The sequence below is a fragment of the Mucilaginibacter rubeus genome (assembly GCF_003286415.2).
Classification (GTDB): domain Bacteria; phylum Bacteroidota; class Bacteroidia; order Sphingobacteriales; family Sphingobacteriaceae; genus Mucilaginibacter; species Mucilaginibacter rubeus_A.
Map to the genome: position 1 here is coordinate 5,280,510 of NZ_CP043450.1, position 25,694 is coordinate 5,306,203.

The 25,694-nt window shown below is 42.0% G+C and carries 21 protein-coding genes; 12 read left to right on the forward strand and 9 right to left on the reverse strand.

Features of this window, described 5'->3' with window-relative positions; genetic code table 11:
• The 4 genes from DEO27_RS20885 to DEO27_RS20900 all read right to left on the reverse strand — a co-directional run bounded on the left by DEO27_RS20885 (position 1) and on the right by DEO27_RS20900 (position 6,523).
• Positions 1-1,419: a TlpA family protein disulfide reductase gene (locus tag DEO27_RS20885; protein WP_112575089.1), complete on the reverse strand. Its 1,419-nt coding sequence runs from the start codon at positions 1,417-1,419 to the stop codon at positions 1-3.
• Between the two features lie 10 nt (positions 1,420-1,429).
• Positions 1,430-2,815: a RagB/SusD family nutrient uptake outer membrane protein gene (locus tag DEO27_RS20890; RefSeq protein WP_190295160.1), complete on the reverse strand. Its 1,386-nt coding sequence runs from the start codon at positions 2,813-2,815 to the stop codon at positions 1,430-1,432.
• A gap of 6 nt (positions 2,816-2,821) precedes the next feature.
• Complete coding sequence (locus tag DEO27_RS20895) at positions 2,822-6,091, reverse strand: SusC/RagA family TonB-linked outer membrane protein (RefSeq protein WP_112575091.1); 3,270 nt, start codon at positions 6,089-6,091, stop codon at positions 2,822-2,824.
• A 171-nt stretch (positions 6,092-6,262) separates the two neighbouring features.
• Complete coding sequence (locus tag DEO27_RS20900) at positions 6,263-6,523, reverse strand: hypothetical protein (RefSeq protein ID WP_112575092.1); 261 nt, start codon at positions 6,521-6,523, stop codon at positions 6,263-6,265.
• Positions 6,524-6,828: 305 nt separating this feature from the next.
• Here DEO27_RS20900 and DEO27_RS20905 point away from each other — a divergent pair, with 305 nt between their 5' ends.
• Positions 6,829-7,053 carry a helix-turn-helix domain-containing protein gene (locus DEO27_RS20905; protein WP_112575093.1) on the forward strand — a complete coding sequence of 75 codons (225 nt, stop codon included), beginning with the start codon at positions 6,829-6,831 and terminating at the stop codon, positions 7,051-7,053.
• A 449-nt stretch (positions 7,054-7,502) separates the two neighbouring features.
• Positions 7,503-7,904 (forward strand): hypothetical protein, encoded by a 402-nt coding sequence (locus tag DEO27_RS20910; protein ID WP_112575094.1) that lies wholly within the window; start codon positions 7,503-7,505, stop codon positions 7,902-7,904.
• A gap of 189 nt (positions 7,905-8,093) precedes the next feature.
• Here the strand turns inward: DEO27_RS20910 and DEO27_RS20915 are convergent, their stop codons facing one another.
• The 3 genes from DEO27_RS20915 to DEO27_RS20925 form a co-directional block, all read right to left on the reverse strand.
• Positions 8,094-9,161, reverse strand: a complete 1,068-nt coding sequence (locus tag DEO27_RS20915; protein ID WP_112575095.1) for a toll/interleukin-1 receptor domain-containing protein — start codon at positions 9,159-9,161, stop codon at positions 8,094-8,096.
• A 167-nt stretch (positions 9,162-9,328) separates the two neighbouring features.
• Complete coding sequence (locus DEO27_RS20920) at positions 9,329-12,421, reverse strand: hypothetical protein (protein ID WP_112575096.1); 3,093 nt, start codon at positions 12,419-12,421, stop codon at positions 9,329-9,331.
• Complete coding sequence (locus tag DEO27_RS20925) at positions 12,418-14,154, reverse strand: hypothetical protein (RefSeq protein WP_112575097.1); 1,737 nt, start codon at positions 14,152-14,154, stop codon at positions 12,418-12,420. The genes DEO27_RS20920 and DEO27_RS20925 overlap by 4 nt, the downstream gene beginning before the upstream one ends.
• A gap of 191 nt (positions 14,155-14,345) precedes the next feature.
• On the opposite strand from DEO27_RS20925, the gene DEO27_RS31890 reads away from it, so the two are divergent.
• The 8 genes from DEO27_RS31890 (at position 14,346) to DEO27_RS20960 (ending at position 23,231) form a co-directional block, all read left to right on the forward strand.
• Positions 14,346-14,480, forward strand: coding sequence for a hypothetical protein (locus tag DEO27_RS31890; RefSeq protein ID WP_262714150.1), 135 nt, complete (start codon positions 14,346-14,348; stop codon positions 14,478-14,480).
• Between the two features lie 245 nt (positions 14,481-14,725).
• Positions 14,726-15,925, forward strand: coding sequence for an ABC-three component system protein (locus DEO27_RS20930; protein ID WP_112575098.1), 1,200 nt, complete (start codon positions 14,726-14,728; stop codon positions 15,923-15,925).
• Between the two features lies 1 nt (position 15,926).
• A complete protein-coding gene (locus DEO27_RS20935) occupies positions 15,927-16,415 on the forward strand; it encodes a three component ABC system middle component (protein ID WP_112575099.1) in 489 nt (162 codons plus the stop codon).
• A complete protein-coding gene (locus tag DEO27_RS20940) occupies positions 16,415-18,391 on the forward strand; it encodes a DUF3732 domain-containing protein (protein ID WP_112575100.1) in 1,977 nt (658 codons plus the stop codon). The genes DEO27_RS20935 and DEO27_RS20940 overlap by 1 nt, the downstream gene beginning before the upstream one ends.
• A 90-nt stretch (positions 18,392-18,481) precedes the next feature.
• Positions 18,482-19,789, forward strand: a complete 1,308-nt coding sequence (locus tag DEO27_RS20945; RefSeq protein ID WP_112575101.1) for a HEPN domain-containing protein — start codon at positions 18,482-18,484, stop codon at positions 19,787-19,789.
• Positions 19,790-19,796: 7 nt separating this feature from the next.
• Positions 19,797-20,849: a hypothetical protein gene (locus tag DEO27_RS20950; protein ID WP_112575102.1), complete on the forward strand. Its 1,053-nt coding sequence runs from the start codon at positions 19,797-19,799 to the stop codon at positions 20,847-20,849.
• A gap of 236 nt (positions 20,850-21,085) precedes the next feature.
• Complete coding sequence (locus DEO27_RS20955; RefSeq protein WP_112575103.1) at positions 21,086-22,309, forward strand: YozE family protein; 1,224 nt, start codon at positions 21,086-21,088, stop codon at positions 22,307-22,309.
• Between the two features lie 451 nt (positions 22,310-22,760).
• Entirely contained in the window at positions 22,761-23,231 is a 471-nt protein-coding gene (locus tag DEO27_RS20960; RefSeq protein WP_112575422.1) for a hypothetical protein, read from the forward strand.
• Between the two features lie 275 nt (positions 23,232-23,506).
• Here the strand turns inward: DEO27_RS20960 and DEO27_RS20965 are convergent, their stop codons facing one another.
• Positions 23,507-23,695, reverse strand: a complete 189-nt coding sequence (locus DEO27_RS20965) for a hypothetical protein (RefSeq protein ID WP_112575420.1) — start codon at positions 23,693-23,695, stop codon at positions 23,507-23,509.
• A gap of 161 nt (positions 23,696-23,856) precedes the next feature.
• On the opposite strand from DEO27_RS20965, the gene DEO27_RS20970 reads away from it, so the two are divergent.
• Positions 23,857-24,159 carry a hypothetical protein gene (locus DEO27_RS20970; RefSeq protein WP_146750139.1) on the forward strand — a complete coding sequence of 101 codons (303 nt, stop codon included), beginning with the start codon at positions 23,857-23,859 and terminating at the stop codon, positions 24,157-24,159.
• Between the two features lie 62 nt (positions 24,160-24,221).
• A complete protein-coding gene (locus DEO27_RS20975; RefSeq protein WP_190295162.1) occupies positions 24,222-24,935 on the forward strand; it encodes an SOS response-associated peptidase family protein in 714 nt (237 codons plus the stop codon).
• Positions 24,936-25,104: 169 nt separating this feature from the next.
• On the opposite strand, the gene DEO27_RS20980 is transcribed toward DEO27_RS20975, so the two are convergent.
• Positions 25,105-25,680 (reverse strand): Crp/Fnr family transcriptional regulator, encoded by a 576-nt coding sequence (locus tag DEO27_RS20980; RefSeq protein ID WP_112575417.1) that lies wholly within the window; start codon positions 25,678-25,680, stop codon positions 25,105-25,107.
• Positions 25,681-25,694 lie beyond the last annotated feature (14 nt).

Below are 25,694 nucleotides of genomic sequence, written 5' to 3' on the forward strand. Positions count from 1 at the left end.
TTATAGTAAGGCTTTGATCTGCGCCTCAGCAGAACGTCCGTCGTCATCGCGGGGGTCGACGGGAACGTTATGGATCAATCCATTTTTATCAACCAGGACAAACGCCGGGTATTCCCTGATCCGATAACTGGTTAATGCCGGATGATTGTTTCCCTTTCCTTCTGTAAAGAAATTATGGTTTTCAGGTGCGGTGTATTGTCCGCCTGAAACACTCTTCTCCCATTGGGTTTTGGATTCGTCAGAGCTTATACTTATAAATTCGACAGCCTGCCCCTTGAACCGCTCCTCCAGTTTACGGATATAGGGTGCGACCACCCTGCAAAACCCGCAGCCGGTAAACCAGAAGTCGATGAAAACAACTTTATTTCTAAAATCGGAAAGTTGATGTATTTCCCCTTTTTGATCTGTGAGCCGGAAATTAAAAGCCTTAGCCCCGTCGACCCGCGTTTCGGAAATGGCTTTTAGTAGGGTCCTGTAATCCTCTTCGCGGACAATTGTCAATGCGTCCTTAATGCAATCGGTTAATTCCGGCGGGTAATCGTTAAGCGGCAGGATCAGGTACGCAAGCAACTCCTCCCGGAGCTTGCCTTTGTATTTTGCTTTGAGATAATCGTAAGCTTCTTTGATATGATAGGGCTTTCTGGCAATAACGCAGGAATCAATGCGGTATTTCAATAGCATGGTGTAAAGAAAACTTTCACAATAAAAAGCATCAGGGTATTGCTTTACGGCTGCATCAAGCAACGATTTAACGGTATCACGTGTCTGCAGGAACCGCTCCAAATATGGGTTAGACGTAGAATCGGCATATCGTCGGGAGATCAGTTCAACATTACTGTATTTACCTGACATATTGATAGCCATCAGGTCAACCTTCATAAACTGGTAAAAATATGCCGGTAGCCTTTCACGGTAATGCTCCAAAATATGAAGCAAGGATAACGTTTTCTTGTTTCCATGCTGCACCAACAAAGCCGCGTCTGCATCATCTTCCTCCGTGGTAGTGGTTACCTGCTGCGCTTTGATCAGTTCTGCCTGTACTTTTGCTATGGTACCGCTCCCTTCCGGGTCAATGCCATCCTGATTAAAATGGAGCTGTAAAGGCTGACCTGGCACAGCATAGTATTTGTAAATTCCTTTACCCGAATGCCCTTTGAACCTTAAGTTAAAATAATGCGGAAAGTTATCACAGGGGATACGAAACCGGAAGCTTTTACCGGTCGCGCGCTGGGTAAGTTCCGTTTGCAAAGCGGGCTCCTGGTCGGTATTGGGGTGACGGTAGAGGCGGAATAAGATGGTATCGCCCTGGTGCAGAAAATCGGCTGTACCGTAGACTTCAACAAATGGCTGCCGGGCATTCGCTATGAGGCATGTGGTTAGCAGCATCATGGTCAATAAAATTGATCTGGTCCTTTTCATATATAATAGATTAGCGTTGGTTTTGGGGAATGGGGTTCAACTGGATTTCGGTATCCGGGATCGGCATCGCGTATCGCGGATCTTTAGGCGGTAAGGTGAATTGCTCGCCGTTAAGGTCCCTGATCAGGGTAACGGCCCTTGCCGCCTCCTGGTTCAGTCGCCGCAGATCGTACCAGCGGACACCGGTCATGACCAGTTCCTTGCGACGTTCCTGCAGAATGAGGGTTAGAGCGTCCGCGGCATTCTTTGCGCTGTAGGGGACGAACGTGCCCTTTTTCCAGCGGGTGACCAGCAAGGTGTTCAGGTCGCTCAGCGCCTGGGCAGTGCTGCCCGCCCTCGCCTCGCATTCGGCTTTGGTCAGGTACATTTCAGCGGTAGAGATACCGGTGGTCACGCTCCCGTGTTTGCCATACTGGCTGTTAAACTCATACAAACCATCGCCGTCTTTGTAAAAGAAAATGGCTTTACGAAGGTCATTCGGCCCGTCGAAGGATCGCAGCAACGTCGTATCGGCATAGCTGTACAGGTTATAGTAGCCGCTGAGCGAGGCATGGAACAGCTCTTCCGGCGAGTAGTTGGGAAAAACAGGATATGCTGATGGATCGAGCGCGTTGAAATCCTGCAATTTGTTGTAAACTGCCAGGGAGGCCGTCGCATTTTTCAGGGCTTCATCGTACCGGCCCATACACAGGTTGACCCGGGCAGTCATCCCGTATGCCGCGGCTTTATTGGGCTGTGTCGGGGAAGAGCTCGCAGATTGCAGAAGCTGGAGGGCCAGATCGAGGTCGGATAATACCTGCGCATAACAGGCCTGCTGCGAGGCGCGCGGGGCCTTAACAGTCAGATCGGTGCCCGGACGAAGCGGGACACCCGGTTCGCTGGCAGCAGTCGCGGCATCATAAGGCAGGGCGAAAGTTTGAACAAGATCAAAGTAGGCCATCGCACGAAAGAACAGGGCATTGCCTTTGGCCTGGTTGAAGGCGGCTTCATCGCCCGCCTTTCGCGGAACGGTCGCCAGGATCTGTTGTACCTGGTTGGCATAATAGATGGCCTGATAGGGCACGGACCAGGCATCGACATAAGCGCCTGCGGGATAAAGCGATTTAGCCCAGAGATAGGCGTTTTGCTCGGTGGAGCTCATATTGGCGTAAAACCCGTCGGTTACGTAATAATCGTCCGTTGCGAGTTCACCCAGGGTGGCGTAGTTGCGGTTGAAAATATCTTCATTGGCCAGCAGCGATTGCACATCCGCCAGGGTCGACGGCACATTCAGTGCCGCGTCCGGCCTTGCGTTCAGGAGCTCGTCCTGCTTTTTGCAGCCATCATAAAAAGCCATGATCGGCGGAAATAGCATCAGGCAGACACGGACGGCTGTTAATTTGATCAGCGTTTTCATTATCATTTATTTTAAGTTGGTTTTAAGGCCGACGGCGAAAGTCCTCGGCAAAGGCAGCGCGGTCGTGCCGCCGCCCGGGGTCGTGAATACATCAGGATCGAGGTGGTCAGGATTAGCCCGCCACAGGATCGCCACGTTGTTGACATAAGCGTAAACATTGATGTGGGAGAACGGGCCTTTCGGGCCGAAAACCTTGGTCAGGTCATAACTGATATTGATGTCCTTCAAACGGATATGGTCGCCTTTATCGACCAGCGCGTCCGAAAAGGTGTAAAACAGGTCGCGGTTGGGGTTCACAGGCGTTTTCGGCATGGAAGGGATCAAGGTCCTCGCCTCATCGTCCGGCTGTTGCCAGCGCCGGGTATAATCCTGGTTGCCCAGCCAGTTGCTGTACAGCGAACCGTATTGTACGGATGAACGGCGGATGTAATAACCCAGCTTGTAGATCAGGTTGAAGGACAACGAAAGTTGTTTATAGCTAAAAGTGTTCCAGAGCGATCCGAAACTCGTCGGCCGGGAAGGCCCGTTATAATGCAGGTCTTTCACCGTCGTACCGGCAATGACCGCGGCATAATCCGTGCTCAGTGCCCCGTTCAGATAGCCCTGCGGGTCACCTGTCTCATGGGTCAGCGGGCCGGAGCGGAAGCTGTAGATGCCGAACAGGGGTTGTCCCACCAGCGGCGTGATGGTACCGGAATTACCGGCTCCCTGTTGCAGGAAGGCCAGGGTCCGCAGTTGGGCGTTATATTGGGTCACCTTATCAATGGCATAGCTGTACTGGAAATTGGTTTGCCAGCTGAACGCTCCCGTTTGGATGTTTCGGCTGTTGATCGTGACATCCGCACCATGCCCCTTCGTTTCGGCGGTATTGCCGAAAAAGGTCAGGAACCCGGTGGACGGGGCGACCGAAGCGTTGCCGAACAGGTTGACGCCTTTTTTAAAATAAAACTCCACGGTACCTGTAATGGCCTGGTTTTTCAGGCCGAAGTCCAGTCCCAGGTTGATCATCCGGTCCTTTTCCCAGCGCAGGTCGGGGTTACCGGGATTGGCGATCACGGCGTAAGGCAAGCCCGAAAAATAGGAATTACTTTGCTGCCGGATCGTCGTTACCGCGGTCGCTGATTTATTGATATTGCCGTTATAGCCGAAGGTGCCGCGCAGCCGCAGTTGTTCCAGCCAATCCACGTGGTAGAACTTTTCTTCGGCAATGTTCCAGGTGAAACCGGCCGAATACAGGGGGACCGCCTTTTGGTTCGCATGGACCCCGAACAGGTTGGAGCGGTCGATCCTGCCGCTCGCGGAAACGGTATATCGGCCCAAAAAACTGTAGGCGGCATTACCGAAATAGGAAATAAAATTATCGGTCCGTTTACCGAAGAACTGCCCGTTCGGGATCTGTGCCGATCCGAGCTGCCGCGGGTTCAGGCCAAAATAATCCGCGTAATTGACCGAGCCGCTGAATGCGCCGGTTGCCGGGTTATAGCCGTAAGCGGGCGTTTCCGAAGTGCTCTCCGTATTTTCTCCGCTCCACTCCGTTCCGGCGATGGCGTTGAGTTGTCCGCCTTTGCCGACCCTGCCGCTATAGTTCAGCTGCCCGCGGATGCGGTGCGAGGCCAGTGCGGAACTGCCATCCATCCGGATGCCGCCCAGCGGCACCGGGAAGCTTAAACTGCCGTCAGCGGTAGTCTGCGCGTATTGGTTGATCAGGTTACGGGCGTAATAGCTGTCCTGGCTGTATATCGTCCGGTCAGTGGACTCGGCGCGTTCGTACTGGTATTTGATATCTGCGGTAAAGTGCGTGAAGAACCGGTAATTGAGGCCGAAATTCAGGCGGGTATCGATGCTGCCGGAATGATGATTACTGTTATGCAGTTCGTCCAGTGCCCGGTAATTCCAATCCAGGAAACCCGTATTTCCGGGATTGTCCACGAAGGCCTGCGAAAAATCCTTGACCGTGGCTAAAGGATTGCCTGCATCATCGGCGAGCCGGGCATAAGGATAGATCATGCTTTTTCCACGGATACTGTTCAGGTCGCTGAGCGTACTGTTCAGCGCCGCCGTGTTCTTGATGTAATTGATCCCGGCCGACAGTTTCAGGTTTTTGAAGGGGGAGAAATTATAATTGCTGTTGATGGTAAGGCGGTCGTTGGTATTGCCCCGCAAAGCGGCGTTGTTCTGGTCATAACCTGCCGAGAAATAATAATCGCTGTTCGGTCCCCCGCCCCGGAAATTCAGGTTGTATTGCTGGCTGAACGACCGGCGCAGCAGGTATTCGCTTTCGTCCCGCCGGATGTCATAGCCTTTCATCGCTGCGATCTGCTGATCGGCATCGGTTTGGCTGATAGCCCCGGAACGTGCCTTGTTCAGTAAAGCGACCACAGGCGATACGACCTGGTAGCCGGTTTTTAGTGCCCCGTCGTAATAGCCCGTTTTGAACAGGTTTTGTTCGAGCCCGATGAATTCCCCCGCGTTCAGGTAATTGGGATCATAGTACAGGTTAGGCTTGTCGCCCGAGGTCAAGTTGGCGTTGAACTCGATGGCTGTAGGCTGTCCCGCCCTCCCCTTCTTCGTGGTGATCACGATCACCCCGTTGCCGGAACGGACGCCCCAGATCGAAGCGGCGGCAGCATCTTTGAGGATGGTAATGGAGGCCACATCATTGGGGTTGATATTGTTAAGATCGCCGTCATAGGGAAAGTTGTCGATGACCACTAATGGTTGGTCATTGGAGAACAGCGTACTGTGTCCCCGGATCGACAGGTCGGCGGTATTGCCGGCCGCCGTGCTCGTGTTCCGGTTGAACAAGAGGCCGGGGACCACGCCTTCAAGCCTGCTCAGTACGTCAGGGCCCGTGCGCCGGTTGATAACCGCGCTGTCCAGGTGGACGAAGGAACCCGTGGCCCGCTCCCGGGCGATGTTCTGGTAACCCGTGGACACGATCACTTGCTGGATCTCCAGTTTGGCGGGCTGCATACGGATGTCGGGTAATGCGGGTTTGGCTGGATCGGCGGTGATCGTGAGCCGCTGGTAGCCGGTATAACTGACGGTCAGCTCGGTCCTGCCGCTGAGGCGCAGGCTGAACCTGCCCTCCTGGTCGGTGTAAGTGATTTGTTGATCGGGCCCATAGCGGACCGTGGCACTGGGCAGGGGCTTTCCCCTTTCATCGGTCACCCGTCCGGTCACCGTCGTGGGCTTCCGGGGGCTGATTTCCTGGGCGGGCAGCTTAAAAAAAAGGCAAAGCGTGGCCAGCACAGCGAAAAATATCGTTTTTTTCATGTGTTAATTTTGGAGTACGTTTAAAAATCAGGTAGGACGCCGTTGCGGCATCAGGGAGAAACAGGCAATAACGGCGGCCCTCTTTTAACTATTAACTGACGGGGCCGCCGCTACTGTCTTATCATTCCGGCGGGCAAATGACAAGTAACCATTGATTTTGAGGGATCAGGGTCATTTGTCTCCTCCTTTCTGAATTTCCTTTTGGTACGCATACAGGGCCAGGACCAGGTCGGGTAACCTGTCCATGAAATCACCGAGCTCCTCGGCGCTTAAGGTATGCAGGTCGCCTGCGGCTTCGGACAGGCCGAAATCCTGCCATTTGCTAAGCTGCGCCTTTAAGGCCGGGGAATCGACCATGGCAAAGATCCGCTTCATCGCCTCTTCGGCGGTGAGCAGTGTCATGCGGTTAATGGTCTTGAGTTTAGCGTTCATCCCTGTATTTTTTGAAGAAGGGACCGGCCTGATAGCAAAGAAGGCGTGGAACCCGACTTATTGCAACTTGGTACCTAGGAGAACCGACGACAATAAGGGAGCCCACGCCAGGAGCGTGAGCATTCCACTTATCATCTCGCCGTCTTGAAATTTCCTAGGTTTCAGTTACGAGATTCAAAGCGAATGCTTCTAATATTTTGAAGAGTCGCTAATTTAATAAAATTATAAGTCTGCAAGATAAAATAATAAAAACTGTATGTCAATAGTCCTACAATAATTTTTCTTTAAAAATTGACTTTTCATCCATGAGTGTAACGCGGGATGAAAATACCTTAATTGCTTTTGGAAAGAATTTGCAAAGAATAAGGGAGGAGAAGAAAATAAGTCTTAGACAACTTGAGATTTTTTCAGAAGTAGATTTTAGTGAGATCCACAGATTGGAGAAAGGAAAAAGAAATCCTACCTTAACTGTTATTATCGCTTTGGCAAAAGGATTAGGTATTGATCGTGCAGATCTAATTAATTTTTAGTTTAGGGCGTTACCTACGGCCCAGGCTTTCCGTTACAAGTCCTCGCTGCGCTGCGGGCTTTCCACTGCAATCCTTAACGCAAAATTCGATCTATCGTGTATAAAGTTGCGAATGTGATTATAACAAAATCAATTGGGCGATAAAACAGGCTAATAACTATTTCAACTAAATGGTTATTTTCTTCTATGAAATTTAAAATGAAAACATAATCCTGGATGCGGACTCCCGACAAGTTGTTTTGCAATGATCGAAAGCCGGCTTCTTAATGTTCCTATATGCTAAAATGGATAATGTTCAGTTATCATTTATTAATAATCGAGAATATAAAAGTCCGGCTGCGGAAAGAGTCGTGTTAACATCATAACGGTATAGTTTTAAATTTTTTATCTGATCATTGAAACTTTGGGAAAATTCTGAGTACAATCATCATATATAGAAAAAATTAACATATGAAACGTTACACTTCAGAAGAACTGGCACATCACGCCAAACAATTTGCGCAGGATAAATACGATAGCGCTGAAAGCATTTACCAAAGGTTTAAAAGCGACCTGAACCGGCGAATGAAACGTTCGCAACCCACCATGCCACTCAAGGATGAATTAGAACGCCAGGCGAAGATATTGGCGGGAAAAGCCTACGAAAAGTTCTATCATATCTCAGAAGAAGGTATTGAACGAAAACTAAGCGGTAGATTAACCAACGACGCTTTTCATCCCGGTATTGAATTGGATGACTACCAAGACTATTTTGACGAGTTTGCCGATGAAATGGTGAAAGCATCGATTAGCGCAGCTTTTGCACCACTTGCAGAAGCAATTAAAGCGATAAAAAAGAAAAGACGAAAATGATAAAAAATAAAGGTCGAATTCGTCTTATTCGGCCTTTATTTTTAGAGGTAGTTAATCAAGCCATCTTGCAAATACCGCTTGATCGTTTCGTTTTCTTCAGTTGTAAGCTCGCGTGAAACATGAGGAAGAGTAATAATATTTAGGAGGTCTTATAAAGGCGTTTTAAGACTGTCGGCCCTAACGTTAGACTTACCTGATTTTTTTGTTGACTAGGTTCTGACCTTCAATAATTACCTGTGTTTCATGTTCATTTCGCTGCTCATCCAGATAGCGGATAATGATTATCATTCCGTTAAGGTCCTTCGGTACCTTGTGGCGGAGAAATTCGTCGGCTTCAGTATGCACACTTTCGAGCATCCTGCGGTAACCGGCTTTAAGCTCAATTTGATCAAACTGCTTTAAATGGTTTATCTGCGGCAACGATTCCAATTCAGAAAACTGAGGGCCCTGTATTTCAAGGGAGATATTTACAGCCGCATGGCTTGTATTGTTGTATATAGCAAGTCCCAAACGCCAGCTCAACTCCCAATATATGATCGGTTTTACTCCCGCACCGATAACAATAACTTCATTTCCGTGCTCGTCTGTCTCTTTCAGATTATTATTGCTATAGCCCCTGGGTGCCCTGCCGCCACTATGCCATAAAAGAGCAGCTTCCAGAAATGGTCCTGCAATTGATGTGGCGGCGGTATTTTCTTTTTCATTGCCGTGATGGAAGACAACGGCCTCCGCATCTTCTTTCTCCGCAATCTTCTCAGCCGTACGCGCATATTCTTCAGGGATTTCTCCTAATGGAGGGGCCTTTTCTCCGGCACCTAATATAGCATGGATCAACGGAGTGAGCGAAGCTTCAATGTCATCCCTTGTATAATCTATATATGCTTTTCCGGCAAGCCAGTTGGGTATTGCTGTTTCCCGATCTCCCGAAAAAATAAGAGGAATGAACTTACGAGCATTGCCGTATTGCAATATCTCTCCGGTCATTATATCGCCCTCGTAACCTGCGCCGCCTAGCCGGTTCTCCGATTTGATTTTATACTTTGGTGTACATAGTATCACGTAATCATTTTCGCGGATAGACCTTTCCATGAAATAAGGCAACTGATCACCAGGTACGACCTCCCAGATATCAAGTTTAGCGTCAATTCCATTATTACGCAAACGCTTAGCAAATTCCTTAACCCTTTGCTTAAAGATGTCATCTTCCCAGGCATAGGAAATAAATGTGGTAGGAACGTCTTTAATCGGTTCAATCATGCGTTAATATTGTTACTGGATCAGCTTCCGTTACATGCTATATAAAGATAATTTTTTTCACTAATTCCGACAATTTGTGCTACGATAAGTTGCTGACTACCGAAAATATTATTTACTGGTTTCAATGGGTAGACACAATAGGGCTAAAATCGAGCAGCTTATTTTTATTAGCTCTCTACTCTTTCTAAAGTAATGTGGTTGAACTCTTTATCTAAAACTTCAAACTTTTTACGGAATAAAAAAGAAAGGTTTTCATTTGCAGTAGCAAAAAATATCTGACGATTGCGTTTAATTGCCATCTCACGTAAGTAGTCCAAAAAAGATAAGATATTCATATCATCGGTAAAGGCTACTGGATCATCAAAAATCAAAATATCTGGGCCGTTTTTTAGCTTATTATTTAGTGTTAGAAATAGGGATAATGCCAACGCAGACCGCTGTCCTGTACTTATTCTAAGCAAGTCTGTAACTTTTCCATTTTTTTTATAAAGTTTGATTGTACTGTCTTTTATCGAAATATCAACGAACTCTTTTGGAGTATGAATGCTTAAAAACGTTTCTTTTATCTCCTGTTTATTTGTCTGTAAAAAATCCTGAAGAAAATTATCCTCATTGTGTTCGGTTAAGAGATTTTCTAAAACATTGAGTGCCAAATTAATCCTGTCGTTTTCAGTCTTTGCAGCATTTCTCTCTTCGGTTTTCTTATCAATGGTTTCATTGGCTTTGATTGATAAAGTGCTTTCCTTTTGCTGGATAGATAGATCCGACCGGATTTCATCCAACTGATCTACTATTGACCTCAATTCAAGTTGAAGATGTGAAAGGTCTTTTTCGTCGTCAAAATCAATTTCAACAAGGTTATCAAGTTCTTTCAAATAATGTTGTAAGGAAGACAATCTTCTTTTAACTTCATCTCGATCCTCAAAAACAAAACGAGGGTCATATACTCTTAATTGAGCAATAAGTTCGGCAGTTTTCCCTTTTAGGATAGTTTTGATTTCATCAAGCTTTTCATCGTTTAGGGACATCATTTTCTGAATGCTATCGAATAGTCGTTCTGAAACACTACTGTTTAATGTTTCACCAGGAAATAATTGTCCAAATTTCAATTTTAACGCATTTAATTCTTGCTCGTCAATTTTAAGTTTTATACACAAAGCCGAAAAACTTTCCAGTTCACTAAGTTTTGTTTCCTCTAAAGTCAACTGCGTCAATTGTTCATCAATTTTAGTTTTTACCATTGCTAATGGCAAATCACTAGCCTCCGCGAGATTTATTTTTTCGATAACTTCTTGGAGAGTGGTCAATAAAGTTAATTGCTCTTTGGTGGCAGACTTAGCTTCTTCAAGACGACTTTTTATTTTTAGAAGACCACTAAAATCTTCATTATCAACACTTTCTTCCATAGAACGCAAAATGGAGCTTTGAAGATCTGACGTGGAAGTAAACTTACTGTTGCACATGGGGCATACATTGGAGTTGAGATTAAGTTCCAAATAATTTTTTCCATCGTTTTTAATTGTTGCCAGAAGTGCTTTGACTTGCGATATGTTTTTTCGGCTTTTCTCTAACTCAACATCAATTTGTTCTAGAGCGGCACTATCTTCTACGAGTTGTTTTGAGAGGATCTTCCTGTATTCATCTATAGATAGATTAGAATCAGGGAAGGCAAAACCCCTTACGGGCGAATAAAGCTCATTTGCAATACGTAATTGATTGACTATAACTTTCTGCTGACGTAATCTTTCGTTATGTCCTGTTAGCCGCAGGTGAATGTCACCTTGCAGATAATTAGTTAGCGACTCTAATAGATCTTTTGAGTTTTTAATAACCTGCTGTTGAAGATTTGTGTCGTTTATATCCTTGGTGAAATTTTCATCAGCAACTTCAAATTGCTCAATCTCTTTAACTAATTGTATTAATTGTTGCTCTTCATCACGGATCTCAGATAATGTTCGCTCCTCCAGCCAGGTAAGATTAGTTAGAATATTATCCAATTCTGTTAGAAGTATACTCAGGCTGAATTTTAGTCGGTCAAGCGATACCAAATCATAACCAATAAGGTTAACCTGAATATGATATTGTTGAATTTTATCGTACAGTGCTTTGATTAATGTAGCCTCATTACCAGCAGTTTTCCTAAGCTCCGTTAGCAATAGTTTAGCTTTTTGTATTTCTTCGTCACAAGCTGTAATTGATTGATCACGAAGCTTTTGTTCACTTTCTAGCTTAGACTTGTACGTTGCAATCTGCCTTTTTAAAAAATTCACCTCATCTCCTAGTGCAATATCTCGAAATGCGTCCTCAATTTCTTTTTCGTTTTTATTAACAGTTAATCTAAACGCGGCATCTGTATTGTAAAAATTAAATCTATTGAAGTGTAGTGCGAGGTCCGACCCCCGTACCTTATCCATGCCATTATACCAAACACGATCTCTTTCTCTAAATAGCTGAGTATCCATTTTAAATTTTCTTGGCTCTTGGTCGCCTAAAAATTTAGCTTCTATCTCATATCCGCTTTCACGCTCATGAAGTCTATGATTTTCCCCTGTAACAAAAAATTCAATAGCCTCCAAAAGCGATGTTTTACCATACCCGTTTGCACCATCAATTAGATTTATTTTTTTGAATTTAAAAGGTTCACTGAACTTAGGATATTCGCGGTATTTAATAGGATGAAGCCAATTGAGTTGTCCTACGGACACTTCAGTTGATTTATGTTTCAAGTTCCCTTTTTGTGTGCCCCCTTCTACATAAAAATCACCATTGATTATTCGCTCAACCCCGTCTCCGACTTTAATATTATCGGAAAATACACAATCAAGTTTCTGATCTTTAAGTACTCCTTTCCATATATCCCCTAAGCCAGATAATCCATCAATGGTGTTATTCGCACTTGATAGGTACGTCCTAGAAAGCCAGTCACTTACTTCGGAAGAGCGAACAATAAACTTTCTGGCATAATCCATATTTTCTTCTACTGTTATTCGGTCGGCTTCACTGATTTCTTGATCCGTTAGAAAAACTAGGTAAAAGTTCCATTGCAACGCGTTGTTGTTTTTAAAATAATAAGGCGCTATGTATTGTTTCAAATAGCTTGTTATATCATACGACAAAAAGTTTTCCGAATGATCAAAAAAAAAGTTTTGATAGACTTTACCTTCTAAAGTGCGTTCGCACTGTAAAACCGATTCAGAAATACTTTCAACGGTGGTATAATATTCCCTAAGTGTTGATATTAATTGATCGCGATTTATCATTGTCTTTTTTTGTTGATAGCAACAGGATTGCCGTTTGTGTTTCCAGAAATATCCGGCCCACTTTTTTCATAGTCTTTGCACAATACCCCTAGGTGATTATATAAAATCATTAGCCTCAGTCGGTAACTATTATCTTGAGGTGCAGAACCTAATAGATAAGCTTTTAATTCATTTATGATTGCTGGATCTGCATCACCCACATATACAATACATGCCGGATTTGCAGAAGCGCTCGTAACATTATAATGTAATGTCGCTGGTGAATAATTAATTGTTGGTTGATTCACTAAGTCAATGAGATGGCTGTCCTGTGGAAAAATCCCATCTTGTTTCAAGTAACCTGTTGACAATGAAGCATACCTAATCAGCCATTCTCTTTTTTTTGCTTGAGTAAGGGGATCTTGAAATACGGACAATCGAAATGATTGCTCGCTGTTGTCAATGTTGAATAATGATGAAGCACTTGGCTTAAACCAGTCTTTTCCAGAGATAAGCCCCGTGGAAAGACTTAAAAGTCGTTCCCTGTTTAGAGAGCTTAATTCGACATCCAATAGCTTATTAAAATCACCCTTTATTTCACTACAAGTTTCGGTAAGCTCACCATTAATTCCAAGTACAGACTCCACCCAAGTATCATTCCAAATAAACCTGTTTGACATCTCAGGACCATACCTCCCTTGATTTTGAACATTTAGCGGGCGCTTCGAGGTCTTAGAATTTTCAAAATGGTAAATCGATTCATCATTGTCTAAAACAAGTATGCTGGACCTCGCATTATTCCAACAATTGTAAAACATACCGTAGCTATCATTAACTTCAATTCGATTATCTTCAAGATTTATTTTTTTTGCTTTTGTGTATACAGCCGAATTACTGTAGCCGATTTCTTTACCGGCAATTTTACTTTCTTTAGCCCAATTTAAACAAATCAATTCCTTGTCTGAATCTTCCATACAAGTAGTGTAAAAGTCAGTTCGGTATGATTTGAAAGCATCTGTTCGTGCACCACCATTCATCTGAGGATGAAGTAATAAATAAGGTTTATCTACAAATTGCCGTAAATCACGCGATAAATCGATTTCTAAACTTTCAGAACAAAGTATAGTTGCGAGATAAATCGAATCTTCATCATTTCTGAAAACAAAACGTTCTGTGCCAAAAAGTAGGTTTTCAGCCTCTACGCCAGTGGCTCCCATTGGGAAAGTTTTAAATTGAAAAAGCACCACTTTTTTGGATTCCCCTTCTAAAGTCGAATTGGTTCTAAATAGATAGCAAATAGGGTCAAGTATCTTATCCTGGGTATTTACAAGGGCATTGTTTTCTGCTAAAACCACCGTGTTATCAATAGTATAGTTGGTTTTAAATATTCGTAACTCATCAGGTTTAATAGATTCACAACAAATTACCCAGAGTTTGCCTTCAGACGGAAAATTATCACTTTGTAACAAAGCTTCAATAGCGGTTAGAGGGCACGAATATTCCGGGGTTAGGAGTAATTGGATTTCAGTTTCTATCGCAAGTTTAAACAATTCTGAGTGTTTGCTCGCTGCAAGATCCCGGTCTGTGTTTCCTATAAATTTACTTTGAGGCGTAGTTATTGCTTGAAGGCTACCTTTATGTTGGTAAACCATCATACTGTAACGATGATGATCAGGAACTAAAACATCCAATTTTGGGTTTCTCAACCCATTGGCTGTTAATATTGTGTCAATATAATCATATCTAATCGACATTTATGATAAAGTAAGGGTGAGCGACTTTCAAAGAAAGCAATTTAGCAAAAACTTATTTGTCTTATCCAATAGTTGACTATGAAACCGCACATAGGCTTCGAAAAAAATAGTGTTGGTGTTAGTGTCAGCAGGAAGCAGTGCATTAAACTAATCTTTTCAACAGGCGGCTTACGCCCCTTGATTTAAAATTTATGTACATCATCATAAAAACACATGGCGGAGCGGAATATGCAGCCATAGTAACCGATTTTGAGGGCAACAATAAAGTCTTCGATAATATGGAAGACGCACACAGTCCGAGGCGGACGATTGCCAGCCCGGTGTAGTTGTTGAACTTTAATAAAACAGGTGTTTCTTCAATAGGCGACCGAAAATGCCTGTCGACACTTGCGGGGCAGTATGTTAGTAAAAATATATGATGAAGTGATTGTTAAATATTGATTTTGCTAATTTTATTAGCAATCTTGTTGGGGTTTTAGTCATGCTGTTATCAACATTATTTTAATAACCAACATAAGGTTTTTTTATTATTGTTAAAATCTATATTTAAGGTTTTAATTGTCAGAATTTTATGGCGAAAAGCTTAAAGACCAATCAGCATAGCGCACCTGGCCCTATGCTTGGTTATTTATTTCAAATTGAACGCGCGCTATTGTGGCTATCTACGTCAACAGAAAAGGGATATATTGCTATTGAAACAGATGATGATTTAGTAATAAACTTAAAAAATAATAAGAATTTGGGGATTTATTACGAACAAGATAAGAGTGCCGCCATGTCTAACAGAAACCCATTTTCTAATAAAAGTTTAGACTTATGGAAAACCTTACATATTTGGGTTATGAATATCAATAATAGTACGATAGACCTTGATTCATCTCAGTTTTTGCTGGTAACAAATAAAGTTGTTGGTACGTGCTTAATCAAAAGTATAGTCAGTTTGAAGGATAATGATACCGAATTTCAAAACAAGATTACAGAACTTTTAAACAATGGTAAATCCAGCGCTACCCAAGAAATAAAGGATTATGCGCTTGAAGTAGAAGCTTTAGATGCAACAACGCGCACTAAGCTATTTAAAAATATAGTCGTTCTTGATCTTAACTACGTCCATGATAGAAGCCAATTCAAAAGCTTTGTCAAAGATAACCTCCATGTTAGTAATAGTGTTCCATTTAATTCAATGTACAAAGATTTACTTGGCTGGTTAACAGATCTAATCATTGAAAAATGGATTAATAACGAGCAGGCTATCATCTCCGGAGAGGAACTTAATACCTATTTTAATGACATGTTAGTCAGATACATGTCAAAACCTTTTATCGAACGAGCAAAGGATGTTCTCCCTGTACAGGACTCGTTAAGGGCGCTTCATAAGAAAGATAATTTCGTAAAGCAATTAGATTGGATCGATATGGAGGAGCAGGATATTTTAAAGGCTATTGATGACTTTTTAAGAGCTCGGTGGGAAAGAGTTCGTTTTGCTAAAGAAGGTAATATCCCGTCTAAAAAGGATTTTATATCAATGGATGATGATTTATTTGAAAGGTGGGAAAATTTACAAAAGCCAATCAAAAGGTCATGCTCGGACGACATTGAAAGAAAAAATAAAGGCTATGAATTGTATTGGGCAGTTATGAATCATAAAGCAAAACTGGCTAATTATGATACCGAACAGTCATATACCACTAAAGGGGCTTACCATTTGATGGCTAATGAATTTAGGTTAGGGTGGCATTTTGGTTGGGATAAACTGAAAGATGAATTATAGTATGAGCATCGGTATTTATAACGAATTTGATATTGTACAAAACAAAGTCCTGGGGTTTCATGGATTGTACGAGTTTTTAAAGGAATTTACAGAAAGTAACAAAGGAATAGGGCCTAAAATTCATTACTTGTTCCCTGTTTTACCTATTCTTTTTAACGAAGAAAGCGCAGCTGTTATCTATTCTAAAAATTTAAAGCCTGGCAGCTTTATAAAAGTGTTAAGTGAAAAAAGCGACATCTTTTCAACCCTGCAAATAAAAATGCAAGACCAATCTGTGCATACTTTGCATTGTATAAATCTTGGTATAAAATGTGGATTAATAGGTTATGATCCAGAATCCACCAGGGTATTTATTCAGGCGAAGAAAAACCCTGGCATCCAGCTCAGTGCGGATTACCAAAAAATACTGTTCGCCGCAAAACGTTTGGGCGCATGGTTTGCAAAGATGTCTGAAGAAGAAATTTTGATATACCTAAACATACGCTTCTAATGGAATTAAAGATATTAAAGGTCATTCTCTGGCCTAAAAATAAAGAGTTCAAATACCGTGAACTTAATTTTAGAACAGATAAAGTCAATGTAATCACCGGAGGTAGTGGACGCGGAAAATCTGCATTGATTAGTATTATAGACTATTGTCTTGGAAGTTCTAAAATCAGAATACCCACTGGACTTATCAGGCAAACCACTGAATGGTTTGGCGTGGTTATATCATTCAATGGTCGGCAAATATTGTTGGCCCGAACGCTTAGTAAAGGAACAAATGAACTTTCTAACGACATGTTTAAGGATGAGGGACAATCTGTTCCTATACCTGATGAGATAACATCAAATTATACGGTAGATGATATAAAAAAATTGCTTAACAAAGTAATGGGCTATGCGGACATAGAAATGGAAAACAATGGACGCACTTCATCATGGGAAGCTCAAAGACCAAGTTATCGAAATGCTATTTCGTTGAATTTTCAACCACAATATATAATCGCCAACCCGTCAACGCTTTATTATAAAGCTGATTCAACAGCTGATAGAGAAAAGTTAAGGATTATCTTCCCTTATCTCATAAATGCGATTGACAACAGAACACTTGAACTTAGGGAAGAATTAAAGTTATTAAAACGGGAAGTCTTGATGCTTTCCAGGGAACTTAAAGAAAAGCAAGACTTATCTCAATCTGAGACTGCTGAACTTAAAAACTACTTTAATTTAGCTAAGGAATTGGGCTTGTTAAAAGATTATTCTTTTGAAAATGATGATTTAAATAAAGAGCAATACACCCAGTATCTTTTACAAATCCAGGAAAAATTCAAAGAAGACCAATTACCGACAATCGAGGTGGGTATAACAGCCGATATGGTTAACCGGTTAACTACTTTGAGGGAGAGGGAATATGATCTTTCCATGCGATTATCTACTTTGAGAGAACGGAGCATGACCCTTAAAGATTTAAACAATAGCGCTATAGAATACAGGAAGTCACTTTTGATACAATCGGACAGAACTAAAGCTGTAGGCTGGTTAAAGACTTTGTTTAACTCTACAATAATATGCCCCCTTTGTGGCTCTAACGAAGAACATACTGAACACTACTTAGACAATATTCAATCCGTTAATGCAAGTATAAGTGAGTTAGGTGACCAAGTAGAAGACTCGGTTAAAGTTTACTCATCAGAAATTGTAAAAACTCAAGGGCAGCTATCTCAATATGAACGTGAACTAAATAATTTACGTCGCGAAGTTGGCGAACTTGAAGAGCGTGATACAGAATTTAAAAGAAGCCGGCAAGCAGTAACTAGTATATTCAGATTTTTAGGGAGGGTGGATCAAATTCTTATTAATCTCAATTCAGGAAATGAGAATAGAGAGTTAATGGAGCGCATTGTTGGAAAAGAAGAGAGAATAAAAAACATTGAAACTGAAATCTCTGACGACAAAAGCGACCAGGTGAAGCGGTTTGCCCTGGCTAAAATATCAGAATATATAAGAGTTTACGCTGAGATTTTTAAACCAGAAAAACTTGATGCTAACATCAATTTGGATATTGATAATCTGACGTTGAAATTTATATCAAAAACCGGAGCCAGAGATTATTTGTGGGAGATAGGAAGTGGAAGGAATTTTATGGCTTATCATATCTCGACAATGCTTGGTATTCATGAGTATTTAGCTAGCTTGGAACAAAGCAAAGTCCCAAGTTTTCTGATGTTCGATCAGCCGAGCCAGGTATATTTTCCAGAAATCAACGATGATAAAGCAGAGATAGGTTCTGAAGATATGGAGGAATTGAAAAGAATATTCCAAGCACTCGATTTATTTGTAACAAGAACTAAAGGAAAAGTACAGGTTATCTTACTTGAGCACGCAGGGGAAACCTCTTGGAAAGATTATCAAAATCTTACTAAGGTATATAGGTGGCGGGATGACGAAGAAGACAAAGCCTTGATACCCGATGAGTGGTATTAAATCTGTTACGGTATATATCACAATCGGAAGGTAAATTTACATCATTCTGCAAAAGTGTCTGAGACACGTTAAGATGCAGGACTGATAATTATGATTGATGCTATCGAAATAAAAGGATATTGGTTTTTACCCGATGATCCCGAGAATAGGGTTGCAGGAACACTGACCTACACGCCAAACAGGAAAATTATCCTTGAACTAATAGGGGCATTTCATGATCCACGTGATTACATGATGTCTTTGGCCCAGGGTGATGATAAACGTAAGGAAATTATCCTTGGAGAGAGTTCCGATGCCAAAAGTATTACATTGATTAACTGCTCTTCTTATGGTTCACTGAATTTTAGCTGCTCTTTCCCGATGCAAAAATTTAGTGTTCAATACTGTTTAGCAGGTATCCATTTAAAAAGTTGGACTGAAGAGGTGTTCAACCAAATCACGGTTAAAATGCCCGGCTTGACGAAATGGGTAAATCATTATTGTGTTGATTATTCCATTCCTTTTAAAAATGACAGGATACACGGGTTCAATTTGAGTTATGATAGAGACAACAGTAATGATATTAGCGTACAACTTACAGACAATATCAATTTAGAATTAGAGTTTACCTGCTCGCCGCCCGGAACGGAGCATGAAGAGCAGCTCGTAATTGAACAATCCTATCAACTAAACATCTCCACAAAAAAAGTGATGTCGTTTTGGGATTTACTTTTACAGGCATCCAAATTTAAATCATTTCTAACACTTGGTACTTTAACCAGCATCGGCTACCAATCAATTGAATTTTACTCCCCCGATAGATTTCAGGAATTAAAAGATGGCGAGAAACTTTTTCATCCTGTAAGGTTCTATTATAACCAGTTCGATAAGACAGACACGGATGCAGCAAACAAGAAGGATTTTTTATTTACGCATGATCGTATCAAAACCTCTTTTGAAGAGGTGATTAAAAACTGGTATGGCTTTGATGAATTGATGGCTCCGATTTTAAAACACCTTATCGAGAGCATTCAGGAAAAAAACATATTCAACACCGGTGACTTTCTTATCGTTGTACAGGCTTTAGAGGGTTATGCCACCAGGTTCAGGCCTGCCATACCGGCGAATAAAAAGTTTGTCACATTGATAGAGCAGCTAACCTTTTTGCGTGATGAATTTTCATACGTGCAATTGGTAAAAAATACCTCACTTGATTTGGATATAGTCGTCAACTCCCGTCATTACTATTCGCATTTTTTTGAAAAAAAGGCAAACGCGCATGTTGCAACCGGAATAGAACTATATGAACTGACACAAAAGCTAAAAGTGATATTGATCTGCTGTGTACTTAGTCAAACTGGCTTTGCGCAGAATGATATTATTACCATCATGAAAGCATACCGGGACCGGGTTAATTGATTTAAAGATGCGTTATATAGACCAATACATTGCGGAGAACAGCATCACTATCAACCAGGCAATTGCCGGACGTAAAATCATCTATCTTGATTTAAAATACTGGATTTTACTTAGGGATGGGCTGAACAGCAATCCAGACACGACAACTTATAAGTTAGCAGCCAAATTTGTTGAATTGTACGAAAGCAAAAAGTGTATTTTCCCGGTAAGCGAAGTGGTATTTTGGGAGATGATGAAGCAGGGTGACAAAACTTCCTTGCTAAAGACGTTCCAGTTGGTGGAAAGACTTTCTAAGGGGATAGCTATACTTAGCGATATACAGCGGGTAAAAATTGAATTTGCATGTTGGTATTCCACTAATTTACCGACACAAGAAAAGCTTATACTTAATAAGCTGGTATGGAGTAAGTTGCCATTAGTTTCGGGCTATTTCTTCTATTCCCATAAAGTTGAAGAATTGCCTGACAATCTAAAAAGATCATCCCTTGATTTCGTAAGTAATATGCCATTGTCTGTGCTTATCGAACAACCACAATTTTCACACAGCCCTTTCACTCTTCGCGATAACGTTGAGCTGATGAACACCAATAAAGAAAAATATAAGCACGAGAATAAAAACCGGACGGAAATGTTCTTTTCGGAACTGTGGGGTGTTTTAGATTGTTTTACCGATCAGTTTAATGAGGTTATACAGGAGCTTTATCAGAAAAAGACCGGGCATCTCCCTACCTCCGAAGAGATTGCCAACACCGACAAAACCTCGTGGCAAAAACTAATTTATCAGTGTTTTAAGCTTGGCAAAATAACAACGCAGTTTCCTACAGCTAAAATAACCGCGGCCTTAGCTGGTTCGATGCGCTGGAATAAAGACAGGAAACATACAGACGGTAACGATACGTTGGACATCATGCACGCCGCCATTGCGTTGCCGTATTGTGATTACTTTTTCACCGAGCGCGAATTGCATACCATTATCGGACAGGAGAAATTGGATACCCTATTCCAATGCCAGGTAGAAAGTAAGCCGGAAACCATATTGGCAATGCTAAACGCCTTATAATTAATACCCTGTCTTGTTCGTCAATGAATCTTTTTAGATTTCTTACTTGCTTTTTTGATCCTTTCATTTTACCTTAGTGATAAGGAATCGAGCGCCGTAGTTGTGAGTGACTGAAACGCGAGGCTAATTCATAATTGACAAGCCTACAGCAAAATTTTGTTAAATCTGCTGGCATTAGGTTGTGTTTAAACACTCTCGACAATCATTTAAAGTCCAGCCTTTAACTTAAAATTGCTATGGAGCATATTACTAAATTATGCGCCGATTCTCTGCGCGCATTTTGTCTTAACAAATTCGGTATTCAATTAAAATCTTCGCACGCTCATGAGCTGGTAGCGGCTTATTTGGGCTATTCCTCACGAGCAGCTTTACTTGCTGACTCAAAATGTTCAATTGGCAACTTAAAAGATGCCGAATTTATTGTTCTAACCCCGACAGCCCTAATTAGGGAACGTAGAAGCAAACTCAACGGACTTCCGCAAGACCTGCCTGAAGATTTGGCGGAAGGGGTTTACTTACCTCTGTACGATGAAAAACTGATTTTGCATACCATTTGGCCAACATTGGAAGAACTGGGAAAAGCCCTTGCCGACCAATATCTGAAGTCAAAACCCGCTTATTTTGGAGATCAGAAAATCCAAAAGCATGGTGTAAAGTTAGAATTTGAAAACGACGAACTGGCGATAGTAGTTTTTCGTGAATATGTTTCTCCAAACCTTTTGTTGTCCTTTCAACAAGGTAAAAGAGGTGTTGTCGATGTATTCAATATGAAACGGGTAGCTGGCCATATTGGGTATGTCAAAACTAACCATCATTATGTGGAAGCGGAAACCTTGGATGAGGCGGTAGTAAAAATGAGAGATGCCTATCATCAAATGATTAGTAATGCGCAACCTCTTGATGACGTTCAACTGGTTGAAGATAGCGAAACTAATTTTACAGAATGGTTAACAAAGCAGAAAAACAGAGATACCCCGTTAGGGAACTTGGCAAGGGATATGATGGACGATAAGACATGGCCAAATCATTCAACTCTGGATGATTATCGTGATTATTTATATTCAAAAAGAGCAAGTTGGAAGGCTATAGAAACATTAGAGCGGGCATGGAAAACATACAAAGCGTTCATAAAGCGGAAAAGCGTCATTACCCCGAAAGAACAAACTGCAAAAAAATCGTCGCCAAAGAAACTTGCTACGCGGGCTATCGTATCTGTTAAAAAAGCGATTCCATTACATTTCAACAAACGAACGATAGAAAAATTTAATCCCGGTGATCCAGCATGGATTTCCTGGGACGGAAAGAAAGCTATTCCGGTAAATGTTGTTGAAGTTGATGAAAGGCACTATACTGTAAAAATCGAAAGTCCACGTAAAAAGGCAGGAAATGAACATTGCTTATTTTTGGATGAAGTACGAAGTAGTCCTGAACTTGCTTGTGCAAACCTCGTAACACTTTAAATGAAAACCCCTAATCACCGGGTTAGGGGTTTTAGTTAGCCATTTAAAAACAGTTGATCCATCTATAAATAGCACGAAAAATACTCATGTACACTTGGAAGAAGTAGTAGAATAATTACTTCGAATGTAACGAAGAGATTAAAGATTAACCAAATTGGTATTGTCTGTAGTTTAAAGCAAGCTAGGTATTGGTCGTATCAAAACGCTAGTCGGAACATCCTTGAACTTTAAGTAATCACTTCGTCAATTGATGATTTCTCGGAAGGACATTTTATTGCTAATGAGTGGCACTCAACAATAGATAACTATTTATTATCATTAATAATTTGGATAGACAGAGGGTTAACTGACTATAAAAGGCCAAACAATGTAGACCGTTAGTATGAGGGACGAAAGAGCGCACCGCAAACATTTCTGCCTGAATTTTATTATTAATAAAATTCAGGCAGAAATGATTGATTTAACAACATTTACGGTTTTGATGGAAGATAATCGCCATAAAACAATTACCATCGATCCGGTTATCATAGGTCTGCCCGAAGTCAGGCAGTTTACAGGCGTGTACCGGATTTTGGAAACTGACATGACCGGGAAAGAGTTGGCTGAAATCGCGTTTCATTTGGAAGATTCAAGTCAATGGGAATTTACCGGCGATTATTTCTCGAATGCCGAGCAGGAGCAAATCGTAACATTTATCAGGCAAAAAGAGCCGTTTGATTCGTTCACATTTGCCGGGCAAATTGATAATGTCGAGCACCATTTTCGCATAACAGATAATGAAGGTCATTTTGGCGTTGAACGGGATGGCATATTCATAGCAGTTATTGAACAATTCGAAGAATGGAGACAAACCGAAGGCGAACCCTTAGGTGAGGATTTGTTTGATAAAATCATATCAAAAATTGAAGGACGCAGAGATTGAAAACTATGGACAACATCAGAATCAATTGCATCATATGCACACAGCATTGCGATATCGATGCTATTGAAATGGAGTGTGCCGGGCACAAAGGTCCATGCTTCGAGCTGGTTCAGGACAGCGTTGTTTTAGGGACAATCTGCAAAACAGTAGAGGGAATTTACATAATCATTGGCCACACGAAATTGAGCCGGGATGATATAGACGCGATCGGTGAGCAGATCGATGCGGAATTAAGCAGCTTTTAGATTTTTTTCCTCCGGCGAACAAGTTATCGGTTAAAGATTGCCCCCTTTTCCCCAAACGTACCTCCCTGACATACAATTGACGCAAAAGAATTTACGAACTGCATAAAATTTTTTGAGGAGCATAAAAAACCATTCCATTTTTACTTCATAAACCAACTTTTTGCCACAGCTCGGGCAGCGCGGTTTTGAAATCATCTGTGCTTCAAGATTGGCTTCCATGTTAATTGATCTCTAGTAGATTGCGATAAGTTCGATTATTTGATATTTTTCTCGTATACAATTTACGAAGGAACATCGAAATTTGATACAGCATTTTGAATTTACAATAATACTAATTAATTTAGCATTATTGTTTTTTCTGGTTAATGTGTAACTTTAACATGGCAGCGATACAGGAATTTGAAATAACTTATCAGGGCTTAGCGGCGACGGTTGCGGAACACAGCCTGAAACATGGCAGGGTCTTTCATATAGACTTTGCGCAACCGACAATGATGCCGTTGGTGATCACCGTCGCTTATGACTCCGATGATAAGAAGTTTTGGACGTCAATTCCGGAAGGCCGCCAGGAGCTGGCAGAAGAGGTTGGCAAACTTGTTGCCGGCTATATCAGAAACAAGAAAAAAGAAATATGTGCTACTACAACGGTCAAAAAGTCACCCGTTCTGAGTTTATTCGACTGAAAAACCTGGAAAAAGAGGTGAGACGCTACAACTTCCTAAATGTAGGCGTTCATAATGGATTCATGTTCGAACCCGCTGCTATCGCGATTGCCAATTCTGACAAAACTGATTTTGAGCTGGTACAGGCACAGTGGGGATTCATGCCGTATGGCATCGATTCACACGAAAAAGCACAAGAGTTCTTGAGGAGATACACGACGATGAATTTCAAATCGGAGAATATGCTGCTCAATGAAAAAAAAGAGCGGTCGATGTGGGCCAGTTCGGTTGAAAAAGGGAAAACCTGCCTGGTGTTATCCACAGGCATGATAGAAAACAGGCACATCAATAAGATCGGCAAAAAAGGTCAGCAATTAACAACGACTGATGCATTCCCGTATATGGTGACCATGAAAGACCGCGAATACTGGTGGATGGCGGGATTATATAACCAGGTACTCGATAAAGAGACAGGTGAATTAGTTTACACTTTCGCGTTTGCGACAACAAAAGCAAATGCATTAATGCGTCAAATCCATAACAAAGATAACAAGTGGCGAATGCCGGCAATACTTAACGATGACCAGGCTTACGAATGGTTATTAGGAGGTCCCTCGGTGGAAAGAATGCAGGAACTTGCTCGGATACAGGTTTCATCTAAAGACATGGAATACTGTACAATCACTAAGGAATACCTTTCAGATCGCGTAGCAAATCCTACACAATATGATGCGTTGCCTCCCATTGATATGGCTTATATGGATACCGCAGAGGAATTGCTGTATCCGGCTGCATAGCTGAAGTGCTAAGGCGATCAGGCTAACCAACGTCTATAACGGATTGCTTCAATTATCCGATAAACTCGATGACTCTTTCAAAAAACGCCAGCAACGCCCGGAAAAACCTTACTTTCTGATACCCGCTAATGAAAATAATGATAATTTAAGATCACATTTATCAAATATATCAGAGATCTTTTTCTTTGCGCATCATACTCAAAAAAACGGCGGTTATACCCAGGTAGCTGGCAATGTGCTTTTGATTTATACGCTGTTCAAGTCCCGGGTAATGCCGGCGGAATTCCAAATAACGCTGTTCGGCAGATAAAGAAAGATTGGAAGTAACCCTGCGCTGGTACATATCAAATCCATTCTGGATCAGGATACGGAAAAAACGCTCTAGTTTCGGAACACGGACGAAAAGTTCCTCCAGATCCGGTAAAGTAAAATAACAGAGCGCTGAATCCTCCAGCGCCTGTATGGTATGCGTCGCGGGCTTTGCCTTAAAGAAGCTTACGTTATCGCAGGCCCACCAGTTTTCCGGATAAAAGCAGAGGTTATGCTCCTGCCCGTCCTCATCGGTGTGGTACATACGCAGACAGCCCCGATCAACAAAATAAATGTGCCTTTCAGTTTGCCCCGGCCGAACCAACAGGGTTCGCCGGGCAACATCTTTTCGTTGTAACAAAGCAAGTATTTGCTCCTGTTCTTCCGAATCAAGCATTACATGCAAAGCGAAGTTACGCAGGATCAGTTCAGACATGGTGCAAGTTAACT